The organism is uncultured Gilvimarinus sp. (genome assembly GCF_963972205.1).
GTDB classification, from domain to species: Bacteria; Pseudomonadota; Gammaproteobacteria; order Pseudomonadales; family Cellvibrionaceae; genus Gilvimarinus; species Gilvimarinus japonicus.
Genome location: NZ_CAXAUC010000022.1, coordinates 12,937 through 29,613, shown reverse-complemented (window position 1 = coordinate 29,613; position 16,677 = coordinate 12,937). Strand labels below are relative to the sequence as shown.

The following is a 16,677-nucleotide window of genomic DNA, read 5'->3' as shown; positions in this document are numbered from 1 at the left end:
TTGAGCAAGAAGCCCTCGCTAAATTGAGTGTCTAGTTTTGATGGTAGGGATCATCAATATCTAAATAGGTTTGCGTGCCCTCATTGCTGTCCACCAAGAGCGCTACGCCGCTACTACCGCTTACCGGCCCCAACAAAAGCCGATCGTTAAGCCCTATAACATACCCTTTTGACGTATCAATGGCCGCTTGCAGCTTGGGCCTATCGCGCAACATGGTGGCAAGTACCTTTTGCGCCTTATGTTCGAGCCTTGCACGAGTAACCGCAGCCTCTTCCACCGGGTTAACGCTACAGCCGGCCAATAGCAACCCGAGCAATAGCGCTATGGTATAACCGCAACGACTGTTCGATAGCGACATACTCGCCTTCCTTTAGCGAAATCTTTGGGGGTGGGCCAGTACCGCTGGCAAGGCCCGACCAAGATAAAAAAACGGAGCTCAGTTTGGCTCCGTTTTAGGTCTCACTCGTCTATTCTTGCGTCTATCACCTATTTTTTAGGCTTTACAAATTTAAGCGTCATCCGGTCACTTTCGCCAATCGCTTGGTATTTAGCGCGATCGACATCCCCCAAACGGTACGACGGTGGCAGCGTCCAGACGCCTTTCTCGTGATTCGCCGTATCTTTGGGGTTGGCGTTGATATCACTGGTGTCGGCCAATACAAAACCGGCTTGTTTGGCGACGCTTTCAATGACGCTTTGTTTAATATAGCCGCTCGTTTGTTGTTCCGCATCATCGCGATCCTCGGGCAGCCTATGGTCAACCACACCCAACACGCCACCGGGCTTGAGGGCACGATAAAACGATGAGAACGCAGCCAGCAAGCGTTTTTCACCGCCACCGTTCATATACCAGTTGTGCGCATTGCGAAAGGTCAATACCGCATCGGCGCTGCCCACGGGGGCAATGTCGTATTGGTCCGGGGGGTTAAATACCGAGAGCTTTACCTGATCGTAACGCTCTGGGTGCTCGGCCATTTTTTTACCAAAGGCCTCCCGTGAGCGTTTGAAGTAAGCCACGTCACTGTTAGGGTTAAAATGAGCGGCGTAAAAAGTGCCGGAATCACGTAAATAGGCGGCCAAGATATCCGTATACCAACCACCACCGGGCCAAATTTCTACCACGGTCATATCCGGTTCTACACCAAAAAAACTCAAGGTTTCGGCCGGGTGACGATACTCATCCCGCGCCGCTGTATCGGAGCGATAATCGCTGTGCAGCGCCTGGTTAAGTTTTTCATTATCGGTATCGTGCGCGATGGCACTGACTGCGCCCGTCAGCGCTGTTGCGATGACGCCTGCCTGTAACATCTTGACGATAAAGCCGCTTTTCATGGCCATTGTCTGCTCCGTTAGATTACTCAGTGATATTAAACATACGTATTTTGCTGCGACTCGCTCGCACACCAGACGCAAAGCTCCCCTAAACGTACCACATCGGCCGGGCAATGTGCTGCTCTTTAGCGCCGAGATCACCCAAGGGGTGTTTAGTCTTTACGCAACGCGTAAAAGTTAACCGGAATTTCGTCTGTGTGCTCAAGCAGGGTAAAGCCTGAGCGGGCAAATAAAGCGGGCTTGTCGGTTTTGTGCCACGCCATCACAAAGGGCTCGTGAACAAAGCGCGCCAGGGTTTTAAAATACAGGTGCCGCCAGCCGGAGCGGCGCAGTAGCGAGCGCAAGCGCACCCGCTGCAGCTGATTCTCCGAGGGCTCGGCAATCAATAACTGACCGCCGGGACGCAGCACCCGGTGGCACTCGGCCAAAGCCTGCGCGGCGTATTTAGGGGGTAATTCGTGAAACAAAAAACAGGCAACAATGCCGTCAAAACGGCCACTGGCAAAGGGCATTGCCTCGGCTGGAGCCTGCAAATAGGAGACCCCTGGATGATCGGCCGCGGCGTGCTTTAGCAGATACGGCGACACATCAATGCCCCAGACATCGCGCGGCCCGGCGGCACGCACCTGCGCGGCAAGCTTGCCGCCGCCGGTACCAATATCCAGCACCGCGTTGCAGTGCGCTACCCGCTGCGCCATAGCCCGCCGGGCGGCCTGAATCTGCCCCAGCATCGAGACATCAAACCCCGTGATATAGCCACGGGATATCTGGCTAGAATAGTTGCCGTTAGGCAGGTTATGAAACTCCTGCAGCGCATATTTAGGGATGTCGGCAAACAATGGGTCACTGCTATCCACTTGCACCTTTTGCGGTTTACCCAACACCAGGCGCGCAAACTTAAGCAGCCCCGCAACACTCCTAAAACAAAGACGGTCAGCCCACGTCTCGGGCAAGCTCAGGTTAACCCAATCGGGCACGTTCGGGTCTGTCATAACGGGGGGTTGGGTTGTCGAGCGTATATCGCTGGTCATAGGGCCATTTCACTAACGTTTATGGCGCACAGGATAAAAGTCTGGGCATAAAAAAGCCAGCCGTCGCCGCCATTTCGCATCTTTCAACATTATTAAACTGCATACGTATTCAACCTCACTGCATACGTATACATCTTGGCCTTGCCCCTAGGCGCGACCTATGTTGTCTGGCAGTGCCGAGTTAAACCAATAAAGATCATCGCCATCGCCCTAGGCGATTAGCGTTCGGCATTAGCAGGCCCCACCTGCGACTTCTTTTGATGCACCCACATAATCAATAACCAAACTGGGAGTCACACATGAAAGCTATTGCCCTGCCCGCAACACCTAAACGGCTTAAGCAAAAAACCTTTACGCGCCTACCTTTTAAACAGTTCGTGGGCGCCGCCGCGCTTACGCTGGCGGCACAGTCATCCTACGCTGGCACCGCGTTTGTGCACTTATTTGAGTGGAGCTGGAACGACATAGCCGATGAGTGCGAAAACTTTCTCGGCCCCAAGGGCTTTGATGCGGTACAAATATCACCGCCCACCGAACACGTCAAAGGCCAGCAGTGGTGGACGCGTTATCAGCCTATCACCTACCAAAATTTAACCAGCCGCAGCGGCACTGAAGCCGAACTGCAAAGCATGATCAACCGCTGCCACAGTGCCGGTGTAAAAATTTACGCCGATATAGTCGTCAACCAGATGGCCAATCATTTAGTCGAAGGCAATTACGGTGTCGACAGCACTTGGTGGGCACCGCGCGATTACCCCGAATTTAGCACGCAAGACTTTCACCCCGGCTGCGCCACCGATTACTCGGACGCAAACTCTGTATGGAGCTGTGACTTAAGCGGTATGCCCGATCTGGATCACAGCCAACCCTATGTGCGCGATACCGTCGCCAACTACTTAACGCGCCTCACCAATATGGGCGTTGATGGCTTCCGCATCGACGCGGCGAAACATATGCCACCGTCCGACATTAATGGCTTTTTACAAGCCGCCGGTAACCCCTGGGTATTTTTAGAGGTGATTGGCGCCGGCGGTGAAGCTCCAGAGATCCAACCTGCCAACTACACCTACTTAGGCGCTGTTACTGAGTTTAGCTACGGCCCGGCACTGGCCGGCAACTTTAATGGTCAAATTAAGCATTTATTAGAGCTTGGCCCAAACTGGGGCTTACTGCCCTCAGCCGATGCCTTAGTGTTTGTCGATAACCACGACCGCGAGCGCGGCCACGGTGGCGGCGGTAATTTATTTTACAAAGATGGCGCCAAGTACAATTTGGCCAATGTTTTTATGTTGGCCTACCCATACGGTTATCCCAAAATCATGTCCGGTTACGAGTTTGATGAAACCACTCAAGCGGGCACCGACATAGGCCCGCCTGCCCCCGGCGGCTGTGACGCCAACGGCTGGGTATGTCAGCACCGCTGGGGCAACATCGCCAATATGGTGGGTTTTAGAAATTACACCGTGGACGCCTGGAGCCTTGATAATCAAGTGGTGATTAACGATAACGCCATTGCCTTTGGGCGCGGCGACAAAGGCTTTGTGGTGATCAACAACGGTCAAAGCAGCGTTAACCAAACCCTCTACACCGGCATGCCCGCCGGCGATTATTGCGATATTTTACGTGCTGATGATGAATGCAGCGGCACCAACATCAGTGTCGACAACAACGGCTTTGCCAGCTTTAGCGTCGGCCCTGAATCAGCCTCAGCCATTCATGGCGGCGCCCGGCCCAGCGTGAGCAATCAGCTTCCGGTCGCGATTATTGAGGGCGCCCCCGAGACGCTAGAAACAGGTAGCCAAGTAACCCTCAGTGGCGTTAACTCGTACGATAGTGACGGCAGTATTGTCAGCTATTTATGGAGCACCGGTGCCACCACATCAAACATTACCGCCACGCTGGACAACCCCGGCACCGCTACCTTTAGCTTAACCGTGACCGACAACCAAGGCGCCACTGACAGCCGAGAGGTAAGTATTCAGGTGGGTGGCGATGAGCTAATCAGTAACTTTGATGCGCTCTACTTTCGCGGTACGTCCAACGGCTGGGCCGCCAGTCCCATGACGTTGGTCGACGATCACACCTGGCAATTAGACGTTCAGTTTGACGGCCAAGCCAACCAGCGCTTTAAGTTTGATTTAGCCGGCGATTGGAGCCAAAACTATGGCGACAACAACACCCCTGACGGCGTGCTGGACAGTAACGGCGATGACATCAATACCAATGTGACTGGTCAGTACCGCGTGAAAGTAAACGACGCCGAGCTAAGTTACAGCATCAACTCATTGGCCGCAGGCTTTAACAGCAATTGGGACGGTGTTTACGTGCGTGGCACCTTTAACAACTGGAGCTGCACGGCAATGAGTTTAACCGCCGATAATACCTGGAGTGTCAATGTCACGCTCGATGGCGCCGCCGGTCAGCGTTATAAGTTTGACCGCTACTGTGATTGGTCCACCAACTACGGCGATAACAATAGCGATGGCATACTCGATAGCACGGGCAATGACATTACCGATGGCCGAACCGGTAACGTCACCTTGCAAGTAAACGACAACAACTTGTCTTACCGCGCCCTGTAAGCCTTAGCACTGAGACAAAAACCGTCGGCAACCCCGGCGGTTTTTTTATGTCGACACTTTACGCTGAAGCTTTCTGTACCGAGCGTAAAAATTCTTCATGGCTAGCAAGCTGGTTAACGGTACGGCCGTAAATCGTGTCTAAATGGCTCATAAATTCCCCCAACTGCGACGAGCTTAAGCCATCAGCCAAGGTGTGATATGCCTCGGGCTTTATGCCCTGCCCCAGCATTACCTGCTGCCAAGCGGGTTCCGTAAATAGCTCACCGGCGTCAGTAAACACTCGGCCACTCGCTTTAAAAAGTGCAATGCGGTGCACCAAAGCGTCCGGTATCGCCATTGTTTGGCATTCGCGCCAGAAGGGCTCAGAGCGGCCATTTAAGTGGTAGTGCAATATAATAAAATCCCGTATCGACTCAAACTCCGTTTGCGCCTGCCGGTTAAACTCTGTGACATCGTGGGTATTGATCGCCCCGCACGGAAACAACTTAACCAAGCGGGTAATGGCGCTCTGCACTAAATGCAAACTGGTGGATTCTAACGGCTCTAAAAAACCGCTAGCCAGCCCCAGTGCCACACAGTTTTTATGCCATTGTTGGCGTCTGCGACCCACCTTAAAGTGAATGGTTTTAGGCTCCCCCGTCGCCGGCCCGGCTAACTGCTGCTGCAATACAGCTAACGCTTGCTCATTAGTCATAACATCGGCGTTAAACACGATGCCATTACCCGTGCGATGCGCTAACGGTATCTGCCAACACCAACCGGCACGGTGAGCACTCGATCGGGTAAAAGGCTGCAGCTGGGTTAAACGCTCACTTGGCAGTGCGATGGCACGATTGCACGGCAACCACTGGAGGTAATCATCAAACGCCACTCCCAGCGCATCACCCAGCAACAACGAGCGGCCGCCGGTGCAGTCGATAAAAAAATCGCCGCTCAGCGTTTGCCCACCGGTTAATTGCAAAGCCTTAATATGCCCTTGATCGGCGTCAAGCTGCACCCGATTGATGGTCGCATCGATATGAGTAACACCGGCCTTTTTACAATAGCTTTTTAATAGCTCGGCATAGCGGCCCGCATCAAAGTGGTAGGCGTAATTGAGCCCCGGCAAGGGGGTATTGGCAATCTGATCCAACGGGGCAAACTTACCTGCTCGCGCGGCGCGGGCATTTAGCGAATACTGCCAAAAGTCACCGGCTAACCCCTCGGCTTGCGCCCGGTGCCAGTAGTGGTAAAAGCTCGCAAAACCTTGCTCGCGGCCAAAGCTGCCAAACGCATGCAAGTAACTGCTGGCAGATGATGTCCAGCCATTAAACTCAATCGCCAGCTTTATTGTGCCGCCGGTGGCGCGCAAAAATTCCGCCTCGTCGATGCCCAGTACCTGGTTAAATGCCTGAATCGGCGGGATGGTCGCCTCGCCCACACCCACTGTGGCAATCTCGCTGGATTCCACTAAGGTGAGATTGAGCTGCGGCCCCAGTAACCGCGCCAGCATAGCGGCGGCCATCCAACCGGCGCTGCCACCGCCGGCAATTACCACATTAAACTTAGCCAAATTATTAACTCCCGATACAAATACCTGCCGGTACAAAAAAGCCCCTGTTACCAAAGGGTAGCAGGGGCTAAAGCGTGCCGGCTAGGTTTTACCCGACGCCGAACATAAAGCGGAGGAGAGCTTTAAAACTTGTAGTTAACACCCAGCAGGTAGTTAGCCCCAAAATGCTGGTATTTATTGACTTGGCGCGGATCATCTTCAGCCGCCGAGACTGTCTCTTCGTCGGTTAAGTTTTGCCCTTGCAAAGTGATCGTCAAACCGTCCAGTGATTCAATACCCGCTGCACCAAAGTCAAAGCCGATCTGCGCATCGATCAACTCAGCGCCTTGGTCTGTGGTGGGCGTTAACGCTAAGCTAGTACCGTAAAACTCGGTCAGGTACTGGTCGCGCTTGCGGCCGCTAATGCGAATCTCAAAACCGTTTTTCTCGTAAAACGCTGTCAGTTGGTATATCTCGTCCGACAGCCCCGGAATATCAGACTCAACACCTTCGTACTCAATCTGGCCATCCAAGAAAGTCGCACTGGCAATAATGCCAAAGCCGTCTAGCCAATCGCTAAAGATATGGAACGGCAAGCTACCTTGCAGCTCGGTACCTTTTGCGTAGCCGTCACCCGCTTCAACGATAGAGTCGGTGTAACCTTGGGTAGATGCCAGCGCTGGAATATCTTTATCGTGATAGCCCGGCACAATGTACGAGGTAAAGTCTGTCAGCTCACGCGTGCTCAGGTGCCAGTTTTGCAAGTCTTTATAAAAGTAAGCCGCGGCAATATAACCATCGTCGGCAAAGTAATACTCGTAAGACAAATCAGCCTGAATCGCTTCGATGGGCTTCAAGCCGGGGTTACCCGATGAACCGCTCCACGCACTAAACTCTGGATCTGAGCTTAAACGACGCTGCTCGTCAAAATTAAAGCCTATGGTGTTGTTGGGCTTCATGTCGTCCATACGAGCACGCGACATGGTTTTAGCCGCCGCAAAACGCACGACTTGGTTATCGGTAATTTGGAAGTTAGTGTTCAAGCTTGGCAACACTTTGGTGTAATCCGCGCCGCCGGTTACCGGGGTGGCTACCACAGTGCCGTCGGCACCGGTGTAGGTATCAAAACCGGTCGAGCTTTGATCGGTGCTCACCACCTGCAAGCCAACATTACCACTCATAATACCGGCGCTGAAGTTAGCCATACCGTACGCAGTAATAACCTCCTCATCGACACTGTAGGTATCACCCAAACGCGCCGTCTCGGCTTTGGTCGCATCCACTTCACGGTACAAACCATCGCGATACATACCAATGCCATCGTAGGCCAGCATGCCGCCCAACCCTAAGAAGTCTAAGTTCGCGGTGCCTTCAATATATTGCTCAGGTACGGCAATATCCGTCTGCTGATCGGCGGGCAGTGAATCATCGTAACCGGGGGCCACCAAAAAGGCGCCGTAGTTAACTTTAGACTTGCTGCGATCCGAGTAAGCTACACCCACTTCAACACTGTCGAGAATCGAAAAATCGATCTCGCCTTTGGCACTTAAGCGCAAAGTGTCTAGATCTTCTTCAAATGTAGGGTTGTTAACAAAACCATCTTGCGCGTTACTGTTACCACCCACCAGAGGTGCAATGGCGCCGCCCCAGGCTTGTGGGCCCGCCAAGCGAATAACATCTGGGTCGGTATAGTCAGGCATCGAGATAGTAGGGTGAGCGCTGTACTGTACCCCGGTGGACGGGTCCATTACCCAAGTGCGAGCCGCTGGGCCGCCCTGAGTGACCGTGCCTGCACGACCAACACCCGAGTAGCTCTCCATGTTGATCAAATCTTTGGTCGACTCGCTGTGCGCGGCGTCAAAGGTCAACGTCCAATCATCAGACAACATGTACTCCACATTAAAGCCAAAGGTCGACAAGTCGCCGTCTTTCACTTCGCCATCGTTGCGGATTACACTGTGAAAACCATCCCATTGACCGGAGGTAACCAAGCCATCTTCAATTGAGGTCGCGCTCCAGTTGGCGCCGCCCCAGACCGGACCGCCCTCTTCCAAGCCCCGGAATACTTTAGATTCTTCAAAGTCGATATAAAGCGCGTCGACGGTAAAGGTTAAACGGTCGTTCGGTGCAAACTGACCGACCGCCGAGATAGTGTCGCGCTTCATTAGCGCTGAACGTACAAAGGTATCGTGACCACCCAAGACTTTAGAGCCGTCGGGCGCATCGGCGTAACCCCACGCACGCACTTGCTCTTCCTGGCTAGGGGATTCCATTGTGGCAACGGTAACCGCCAAGCCCAAAGTGTCGTCGGCAAAGGTATCGGAATAGGTTAACGCCAAACGGTGACCGGTATCGTCGTAGTCTGGGTTGCCCGACTCCAAACCGTTCATCTCGTAACTGCCGTTAAAGCTAATAATGCGGTCGCTCTCCAGCGGGCGGCGGGTACGCAAATCGACAATACCGCCCAAACCTTGGTTGATCAGGCTAGCATCGGGGGTTTTGTATACCACAGCGCCAGATACGATCTCTGAGGGATACAAATCGTACTCAACCCCGCGGTTGTCGCCAATGCCCAGCAGCTCGCGGCCATTCATGGTGGTGGCCACGTAGTTTTCGTTAAAGCCGCGCACCGAAATACCACTGGTGCGGCCATCGCGACGCTCACCGGCAAGGCCAGGCAAACGGGCCAACGACTCGGCAATACTGGTATCGGGCAGCTTACCAATATCTTCAGGGGAGATCGCCTCAACGATCGAGCTGGCATCCTCTTTAATCGCCATTGAGTTAATCAAACTAGCGCGAATACCGGTAACCACCACCTCTTCAAGGGCGGGTTCCTGTACAGCGTCAGATTGGGCAAAGGCAATGGGGGCAAAACCTGCAATAACGCAGCTAATGGCCGAAGGCAGCAACAACTTTTTGGCTTGTTTCATGATGCAATCCTATTTAGGTCTATTATTATCAGTCATAGCACCACCGGGGTAACAACCTCACAGGTGGCTGACAAACGCTCAAGGTTTCAGGTATTAAGCTTTCGTCATGAACTGTGGTTCAGGTTAGTGCCAGCGCCCATCCCTGCGCAATTCACTGCATACGTATTCAAAACTATTCAAGCGCGATAAACCTTATGAATACGTATGTAATACTGAAACCATAGACCATTAGCATCACATAAGTGGGCACCACCACACCCAAACATTGATTTACCGCAGCCGCCTTAGCGATAATATAAATCCACTCAGAGAAGGAGACTCTATTATGCAAACACCCACAATCCGCCCCCCGCACGCTATCATTGCCGGCATCGCCTTAGCACTGGCCGCTGGCAACCTTCAGGCCGATGAGGTCACCGATGCGATTGACGAGGGTGTCAGCGCCTACAAAAGCGGCGATCTGTCCGAGGCCGCCAACCAGCTAAATTACGCCGCAGGCCTGATTGGCCAACAAAAAGCCGAGGCCGTTAAAGCCGTGTTTCCCGACGCGCTAAGCGGCTGGGAGGCAAGCGAGATCGAGAGCGAATCAGCGGGCGGAATGATGGGCGGTGGCATCTCAGCCAATCGCGAGTATGCAAAGGGCGACGCCGAGGTCACCATCGAGCTGGTAATGGACTCCCCAATGCTGCAATCGATGATGGGAATGATCAACAATCCCTCAATTATCACTATGAACGGCGGCAAACTCATTAAAATTCAGGGCCAAAAAGCCATCTACAACGGCGACGAAGATCGTCCCGAGCTTACGCTTATCATTAACAACAACGCCATGTTCACCCTTAAAGCGGGCCGTGGCACCGCCTTGGACGACCTAAAAGCTTACGCCGAGGCCTTAAAGCTGGATAAACTCTAAGGCGTATCTAAACACCGTCATACCCCTTGTGCTCTGGGCCCGCGGGCCCTACAATGGCCGGCCCTTGGAACTTGGCTGTCATCAGCCTGTCACAAGGGTACGGTTTTGCTGACAAGCTCAGCACCCAGATTTGGGGGCGACTTGGATTCGACGCCGGTGGCAAAACTCAAGGTGCATGTCGTGATGGTAGCGAATCACGTTAATCCAAAGCTGCAATTTATTAGTTGCCAATGACGACAACTACGGTGCCCAATTAGCCGCGTAAGCGGTTGATGAAGCACTTCTAACGGTACGCCGTTAGCGGTCTATGACAAGGTGCCAGTACCGCGTTACAGACTGTCATACAGAACTGGATAGCTGTGTTGTTTTGATCGTGGCAACACTGTGAAACCTAAAGCGAACTCGCTCGCTGCACCCTGCCCGTTGGGTCGCAGATGAGTTAAATCAATTAACGGAAACTAAGCATGTAGAGCCGCGAGCGGAGTGCCGGCGGACGGGGGTTCAACTCCCCCCGCCTCCACCAAAAAGCAAAAAGGCCCCACCCCGAAAGGAGTGGGGCCTTTTTCTTTTTCGGCGGGAAGAGTTAAAAGCACCCCCCGTAGGGGGTTCACTAATTCGTCAGGAACGAATTAGGGCAGCTTCAGCTGCCGCGAAGCGGTGAGGGCTAGGGCCCCAAGTACACTCTTGCGCAGCCCTTTAATATTCACAAGAAACGTAAATACCCCCTTTACCCCATAGGCGCGCTGGATCTAAACCCCAATACCGATTATTGTACGCGCTTCTTTAAACCCCATAGAAAAGAGACACGATTATGCCTCAAGCCGCTGCACGTCACATCCTGGTCAAAGACGAAGCCACCTGTAACGAACTGAAAGCCAAAATCGAAGCCGGCGAAGATTTCGCCAAATTGGCGCAAGATCATTCAAGCTGCCCTTCAGGCCGCAACGGTGGTGACCTGGGCACCTTCGGCCCCGGCCAAATGGTCGCCGAGTTCGATAAAGTCGTATTCAGCGCACCGGTCAACGAAGTCCAGGGCCCGGTCAAAACCCAGTTTGGCTACCACCTGCTGGAAGTGACCGAGCGTCAGGACTAGCTGGGACTAGCCCCACGCCCGATTCGTTATTCAAATCGGGCGTGGGGAACTCGTGAAACCGGGGTTACCTTCAAGCCCCCAAAACAGCTTCTTCCACTTAGAGCGAAACTAAAATTAGACAGCCCACTAATTTAAGTTAAGGGGTAAATTAAAATAGAGTAATGCGCGAGCGGCCTAGACTCTGACGTTAACACCTAGCCTGAGCGAAATTTCTTAAAATTTTCCGCTTGCTCAAAAATTTCTTTGTACACTTCATCTTTATCCACTGGCGGGTACCCGTGCCTGGCAAGTAGTAATATCAGACCGACTTTTAGCTCGGCTTTGATATCGCTACGCTCACTCCAGTCCGTATATTTCGCTTTATCATCCACTAACGCCTTAACGGCTTTTGCGAGCTCCAGCAGTTTCTCTTCGGGGTAGGTAAAATCATACTTTATAGCGAGCTTCTTCAGAATGTCGTAAAAGGCCTTTTCTTCAATATCGATGCCTAAGTCATTAAAGGATTCTTTCTCTTTTTTAAGGGCGGAAATCAAATCGACAAACTCATCGGTAATCTCTTCCCAAACCTCGCCCACATAAGTCGAGTCTTCTTTACGCTCATTGTAGGTATCGACCAACTTTCGAAACTTGTCGGCAAAGTCCATGCCTTTGGTTTTATTGATCTTTTTAAAGTCTTCTATCGCCTTTGAGAGCAATTGCTGAAGGAGCTTAATTTTCGTATTGGGCAGTTTTATTTTTTCAATTTTCGCCAAATAGTCGTCGTCGAAAATATCTGTTTCGCTGGTGTCTCCCTCACCCATTTTAAAGATTTCCTCAACGCCATCGGCCTTTAGCGCTTCGGTAATCATTTCCCGCACCCTAGCGTTCATCTGAGCCGTATCCGGGGCATTGCCACGGGTCAACTTAAAGACTATAGAACGTACTGCAAGGTAAAAGTGAATAAGGTCCTTTTCTTGCTGGCTGATGCGCTCGGAACCACAGCAAATGTCATAGGCAGCCTTAAGACGTTTGACCAGTGCCATAAAGCGCTTTTCCATCTTATCGGTTAGCTGCACATACTCGGCAGCGAGATTCAGGCAGTTAAGTTGCTCTACCGGGCTGCCATCAAAGTAGGCTCTACTGTCGAATTTGTGGAACATCTTACCCAGCAAGTCGATATGGTCTTTTACCACGATTACCGACTGATCAATCTCTTCAATATTCTGTTGGTCGGCTTTGTTGTAGTGGGCCAGGGCCAGGTTCATCTGTTTTTTAATGCCGATGTAATCCACCACAAGGCCCTTATCTTTGCCCTCGAATTTTCGGTTCACACGGGAAATAGTCTGGATCAAGTTATGGCGTTGGATGGGTTTGTCGATGTAAATGGTATCCAAAAATGGTACATCAAAGCCCGTTAGCCACATATCCACCACAATAGCGATTTTGAAGTTTGACTTGGGGTTTTTAAACTGACGATCTAGCTCTTTGCGGTACTCCTTGGTACCCAGCATATCGTAGAGCGCTTTGGGGTCGTCCTTGCCCCGAGTCATAATCATTTTTATGCACTCAATGGGTTTAATCTCTTCCCGAGTCGCTCCCGGCGTCCTGCTTCCCGCGACACTAGTCCCCCTCTGTACGTCGTCCGTTAGCTCTACTCCCTCTTCAGCCTCCAGCACCTCGTTCCATTCGGGCCGAAGCTCTACCACCTGCTGCCAAAAGTCGTAAGCGATTTCGCGCTTGCTGCACACAAACATCGCCTTACCTTTAACGGTAGAGCCCTCAGAAACACGAGTTTCGTAATGGTGGACAAAGTCTATGGCTAGGGCTCGAATGCGATCCGGGTCACCCAATATCGTGCTCATATTGGCGCTAGCTTTCTTGCTTTCCTCAATCTGATAGTCGCTGGCGCCGTCTTCGGCGCATTGGTTGTAGTAGTCTTCAATTTCTTTCAGTTTGTCGTTATCCAACACCACCTTGGCGGCGCGGCCTTCGTACACTATGCGTACGGTAATCTCGTCTTTGACCGATTCGGTCATGGTATAGCTGTCCACCACATCGCCAAACACGTCTAAGGTGGCATCAATAGGAGTGCCGGTAAAGCCCACGTAGGTAGCATTGGGCAAGGAGTCGTGCAGGTATTTGGCAAAACCAAAAGTGCGTTTGACGCCCTGCTCCGTTACACGGATTTTCTGATCTAAGTTAACCTGGCTACGGTGGGCTTCATCGCTAATGACAATCACGTTATTGCGGTCGGTAAGCAGCTGGGCGTCTTCCGTAAACTTGTGGATGGTGGTTAAAAATACACCTCCGCTGTTGCGCCCTTTTAGTAGCTCTCGCAAATGGCTGCGATTTTCTACGCTAACCACCATTTTATCGCCAATGTAGTTGGTGGCATTGCAGAACTCTTTCGAAAGCTGATCATCCAAGTCCGTGCGGTCAGTAATCAGCACAATAGTAGGGCTGGAAAAATCCACGCTTTTCATTAGCAAGCGCGTGAGGAACAACATGGTAAAACTCTTACCACAGCCCGTCGCCCCAAAATAAGTACCACCCTTGCCGTCGCCCTCAGGCTTACGGTGAGCCAAAATATTGTTGTAGAGCTTGGTGGCCGCATAAAACTGTGGGTAACGCGGCAGGATTTTTACTTCCTTTTTGGATACATCAGGGAAGTAAATAAAGTGACGGATCACCTCGCGCAGGCGAGTTTTATCGAACAAGCCCTGCAACATGGTATGCAGCGAGCTAATGCCGTCTTTTTCGATGGCCTCGTTGCCCGTCACTTTGCGCCAGGTGTAATAAAAGTCGTAAGGCGCAAACAGCGAGCCCATGCGCGAATTCACGCCGTCACTAATCACACACAAGGCGTTGTACTTCATCAGCTCGGGTATGTCGCGGGCATAGCGAGTCGTTAACTGAACATAGGCCTCGTGAATGGTGGCCTCTTCGCGAATAGCGCTCTTAAACTCAAACACCACCAAAGGCAAACCATTGATGTACAAAATGCCGTCAGGAATGCGCTTCTCGTTGCCCTCAATTTCCAGCTGATTGACCACCCGGTAAATATTGCGCTCGTGATACTCCGCCTGTGGCTGGCCAATGCTTTCCACCTCGCCCTCTTCCGGCAGCCGCTGCTCGGGCAGGCCCGCGTAATCAATAAGCTGTACATAGAGGTCTTTTTGGCTGCGATCTTCACGCTTAAGTAAAAAGCCATCGGCAACGCGCTTGTGGATGGTTTTATTGCTCTCGTACAAATCCGCCGCTGGCAAGGCTTCCAGCTCGCGGATAATGGTGTCTATTTCAGAGGGGGTGATACCGTCAGCGCGGTAGCGGTTGGCAAGGTAGGTGCGCAGGTCGTCTTTTATCAGTACCTCGGACGGGCCCCGAGTCAGCTCGCCACCGGCTGTATAGGGGTAACCCTGCTCGCCCAATAGCGCGACAATCGCCTGTTCCAGTTTTTCCTCAGTAAACTTGCCCATGCCCCGTCCTTATCTCGTCCTTTTGGCGTATAACTACACTGTCCTGAATACTACCGAAAAACTCGCCTGAGCGCAGGATCAAACCAAATTATTTCATATTTTCATGTACTTAGAAGCTTTCAATGGCTGCTGACATGAGCTCGAAGTACGCCAGACCGCAAAGAGATTCTGTTCGTTGTAGTTAAGCTTGTATATAATCCCGCTCTCTCTGCCAGTGGCAGCAGAGTCCAAAAAGGCTGGCCCGCTGAGCCCGCCTGGCAAATCAGCGGTATACCTACCTCCAATTAAGTTCTTTTTGGTCACTTGATCTCAACCCGTCAATGCAATACATGTAGCAAATCTATCAGCGGGCACTACTGGAAAACTTGCTCAACTACAACGCGGCAGCGAACCAACACCGGAACCAGGCATTGGACGAGATGGCGGGATTACCACAACAAGAGAGACTAGGGGTACTCAGGTATTTCATGGAGGAAGTAATGAACGCCAGAATACAGCCAAATGTAGATCCTAGGCAGTGGCGAATCGCCACAATGTTAAGAAGTGTAAACGCCTGGTGATTTTATAGCTACTAAGCCTACAATATACCCAATACGCCCGGCGCCTCTTCACAGTTATCTGTGTACGCGCCGGCTTTCATTTCTGGCCCCACAAAGGCCATGCCCTCCAATCTACGGTTAACCCGAAGTCTTCTATTGTTACGGCTCCATTCTCAGGTTCCGGAAAACTCTCAATATGCGATATAAGGCGCTCTGCCCAAGTGGAACCAGGGCTAATAACCCGCATAAGCTTCTGAATTAAGCAAAAATAGAAAAATGGACGCGCATTATTCAACGCCTGCCAGAAGGTATTTTCTTGCGGCAGCGCAGAGCGCTCCAAAATGTTTATGTTCCACAGACGGCTATGATGCGCGGAAACATTGCGGATAAAGTTCAGGCTTTTCAACCAAGTGGCAAACTCCGAGCCATTGCGAGCACCATATTTTGCAGCAATTTTATCCTTATCCGGGATTTTCATGCCATCAAACATCTTCGACATCATGCCAAAGTCCCATACCTCAATCGCAACCCAAACAGGCAGGCGGCCGTAATTTTTTTGGTAGTGCTCCACGAAAGGCTCGCGACGAGCGCGGTGTAAATTACGCTGATAACTTTTCAGCCAAAGCTGATGCGCAGTCCTGCCCTTAGCGTAACCGCGCGTTTTAACCTGCTTACTGAATGCACCGTGCAAACAATCTGGGTTTTCGTGCGCGTGTATATCTTTCTTCCCCAGCAAGTAGGCTATATCAATACGCAAAGCCATTTCGATTCGTTCGAGCGCGTCTAAGGCCAACAAACGTAGCTTTTTATCGAACACATAAAGCTCAACTACGTCTTTGAAATGACTACCCACAATAAACTGACCCAGCCGTCGTGGCGAGCCACCGAGCTTAGAGTCGGCATCCAACACACGAAAGGGATACCAGTAACCACTTAACCGGTAGTACCCCAACCTCTCTAAACACCGTAAGGCTGCTGCCGGCTCATCGACCACCAATCCGCGACCTTGCAGAATCGACAGCTGCTCCCGAAATGACCTCCATTGTTTGCTTTGATTATCCATCATGTGTTTATTCTAGCAGCGTTTGCGAACAAGTGATTTTATATGCCCGCCCGGTGGCCAAGCGGTAACAGCTATAAAAATACAGCGTCCAGCACTTACAGGGATAGATAGGCCAAACGTTTAATCTCACACCATTAATCTGTAATCTGCGAAGACCTACCGTAGTTTTTTTACGGCAACTAAAAAAACTGCTATGCTAAACCTA

10 protein-coding genes and 1 other RNA gene are annotated in these 16,677 nt (G+C 51.7%); 4 read left to right on the top strand and 7 right to left on the bottom strand.

The annotated features are described in order from the left end of the window. Nucleotides 1-31 precede the first annotated feature (31 nt). From AACY82_RS17390 to AACY82_RS17380, 3 genes are all read right to left on the bottom strand, one after another. Nucleotides 32-358, bottom strand: a complete 327-nt coding sequence (locus tag AACY82_RS17390) for a hypothetical protein (RefSeq protein ID WP_339618124.1) — start codon at nucleotides 356-358, stop codon at nucleotides 32-34. A gap of 128 nt (nucleotides 359-486) precedes the next feature. Then, nucleotides 487-1,338: a methyltransferase gene (locus AACY82_RS17385; RefSeq protein WP_339618123.1), complete on the bottom strand. Its 852-nt coding sequence runs from the start codon at nucleotides 1,336-1,338 to the stop codon at nucleotides 487-489. Between the two features lie 146 nt (nucleotides 1,339-1,484). After that, complete coding sequence (locus AACY82_RS17380; RefSeq protein WP_339618122.1) at nucleotides 1,485-2,363, bottom strand: class I SAM-dependent methyltransferase; 879 nt, start codon at nucleotides 2,361-2,363, stop codon at nucleotides 1,485-1,487. Between the two features lie 299 nt (nucleotides 2,364-2,662). Between AACY82_RS17380 and AACY82_RS17375 the strand changes: the two genes are divergently transcribed. Beyond that, complete coding sequence (locus AACY82_RS17375; RefSeq protein WP_339618121.1) at nucleotides 2,663-4,945, top strand: alpha-amylase family glycosyl hydrolase; 2,283 nt, start codon at nucleotides 2,663-2,665, stop codon at nucleotides 4,943-4,945. A 58-nt stretch (nucleotides 4,946-5,003) separates the two neighbouring features. On the opposite strand, the gene AACY82_RS17370 is transcribed toward AACY82_RS17375, so the two are convergent. After that, a complete protein-coding gene (locus AACY82_RS17370) occupies nucleotides 5,004-6,497 on the bottom strand; it encodes a tryptophan halogenase family protein (protein ID WP_339618120.1) in 1,494 nt (497 codons plus the stop codon). 122 nt (nucleotides 6,498-6,619) lie between these two features. Continuing rightward, nucleotides 6,620-9,409 (bottom strand): TonB-dependent receptor, encoded by a 2,790-nt coding sequence (locus AACY82_RS17365; RefSeq protein ID WP_339618119.1) that lies wholly within the window; start codon nucleotides 9,407-9,409, stop codon nucleotides 6,620-6,622. A 325-nt stretch (nucleotides 9,410-9,734) separates the two neighbouring features. Here AACY82_RS17365 and AACY82_RS17360 point away from each other — a divergent pair, with 325 nt between their 5' ends. The 3 genes from AACY82_RS17360 (at nucleotide 9,735) to AACY82_RS17350 (ending at nucleotide 11,415) form a co-directional block, all read left to right on the top strand. After that, nucleotides 9,735-10,322: a hypothetical protein gene (locus AACY82_RS17360; RefSeq protein WP_339618118.1), complete on the top strand. Its 588-nt coding sequence runs from the start codon at nucleotides 9,735-9,737 to the stop codon at nucleotides 10,320-10,322. A 132-nt stretch (nucleotides 10,323-10,454) separates the two neighbouring features. Further along, nucleotides 10,455-10,845: a transfer-messenger RNA gene (ssrA, locus tag AACY82_RS17355) on the top strand. Nucleotides 10,846-11,133: 288 nt separating this feature from the next. Further along, nucleotides 11,134-11,415, top strand: a complete 282-nt coding sequence (locus AACY82_RS17350; RefSeq protein WP_339618117.1) for a peptidylprolyl isomerase — start codon at nucleotides 11,134-11,136, stop codon at nucleotides 11,413-11,415. A 194-nt stretch (nucleotides 11,416-11,609) separates the two neighbouring features. On the opposite strand, the gene AACY82_RS17345 is transcribed toward AACY82_RS17350, so the two are convergent. Together AACY82_RS17345 and AACY82_RS17340 are read right to left on the bottom strand one after the other, a co-directional pair. Then, nucleotides 11,610-14,870, bottom strand: coding sequence for a type I restriction endonuclease subunit R (locus tag AACY82_RS17345; protein ID WP_339618116.1), 3,261 nt, complete (start codon nucleotides 14,868-14,870; stop codon nucleotides 11,610-11,612). Between the two features lie 636 nt (nucleotides 14,871-15,506). Beyond that, nucleotides 15,507-16,475: an Abi family protein gene (locus AACY82_RS17340; protein WP_339618115.1), complete on the bottom strand. Its 969-nt coding sequence runs from the start codon at nucleotides 16,473-16,475 to the stop codon at nucleotides 15,507-15,509. Between the last annotated feature and the right edge of the window lie 202 nt (nucleotides 16,476-16,677).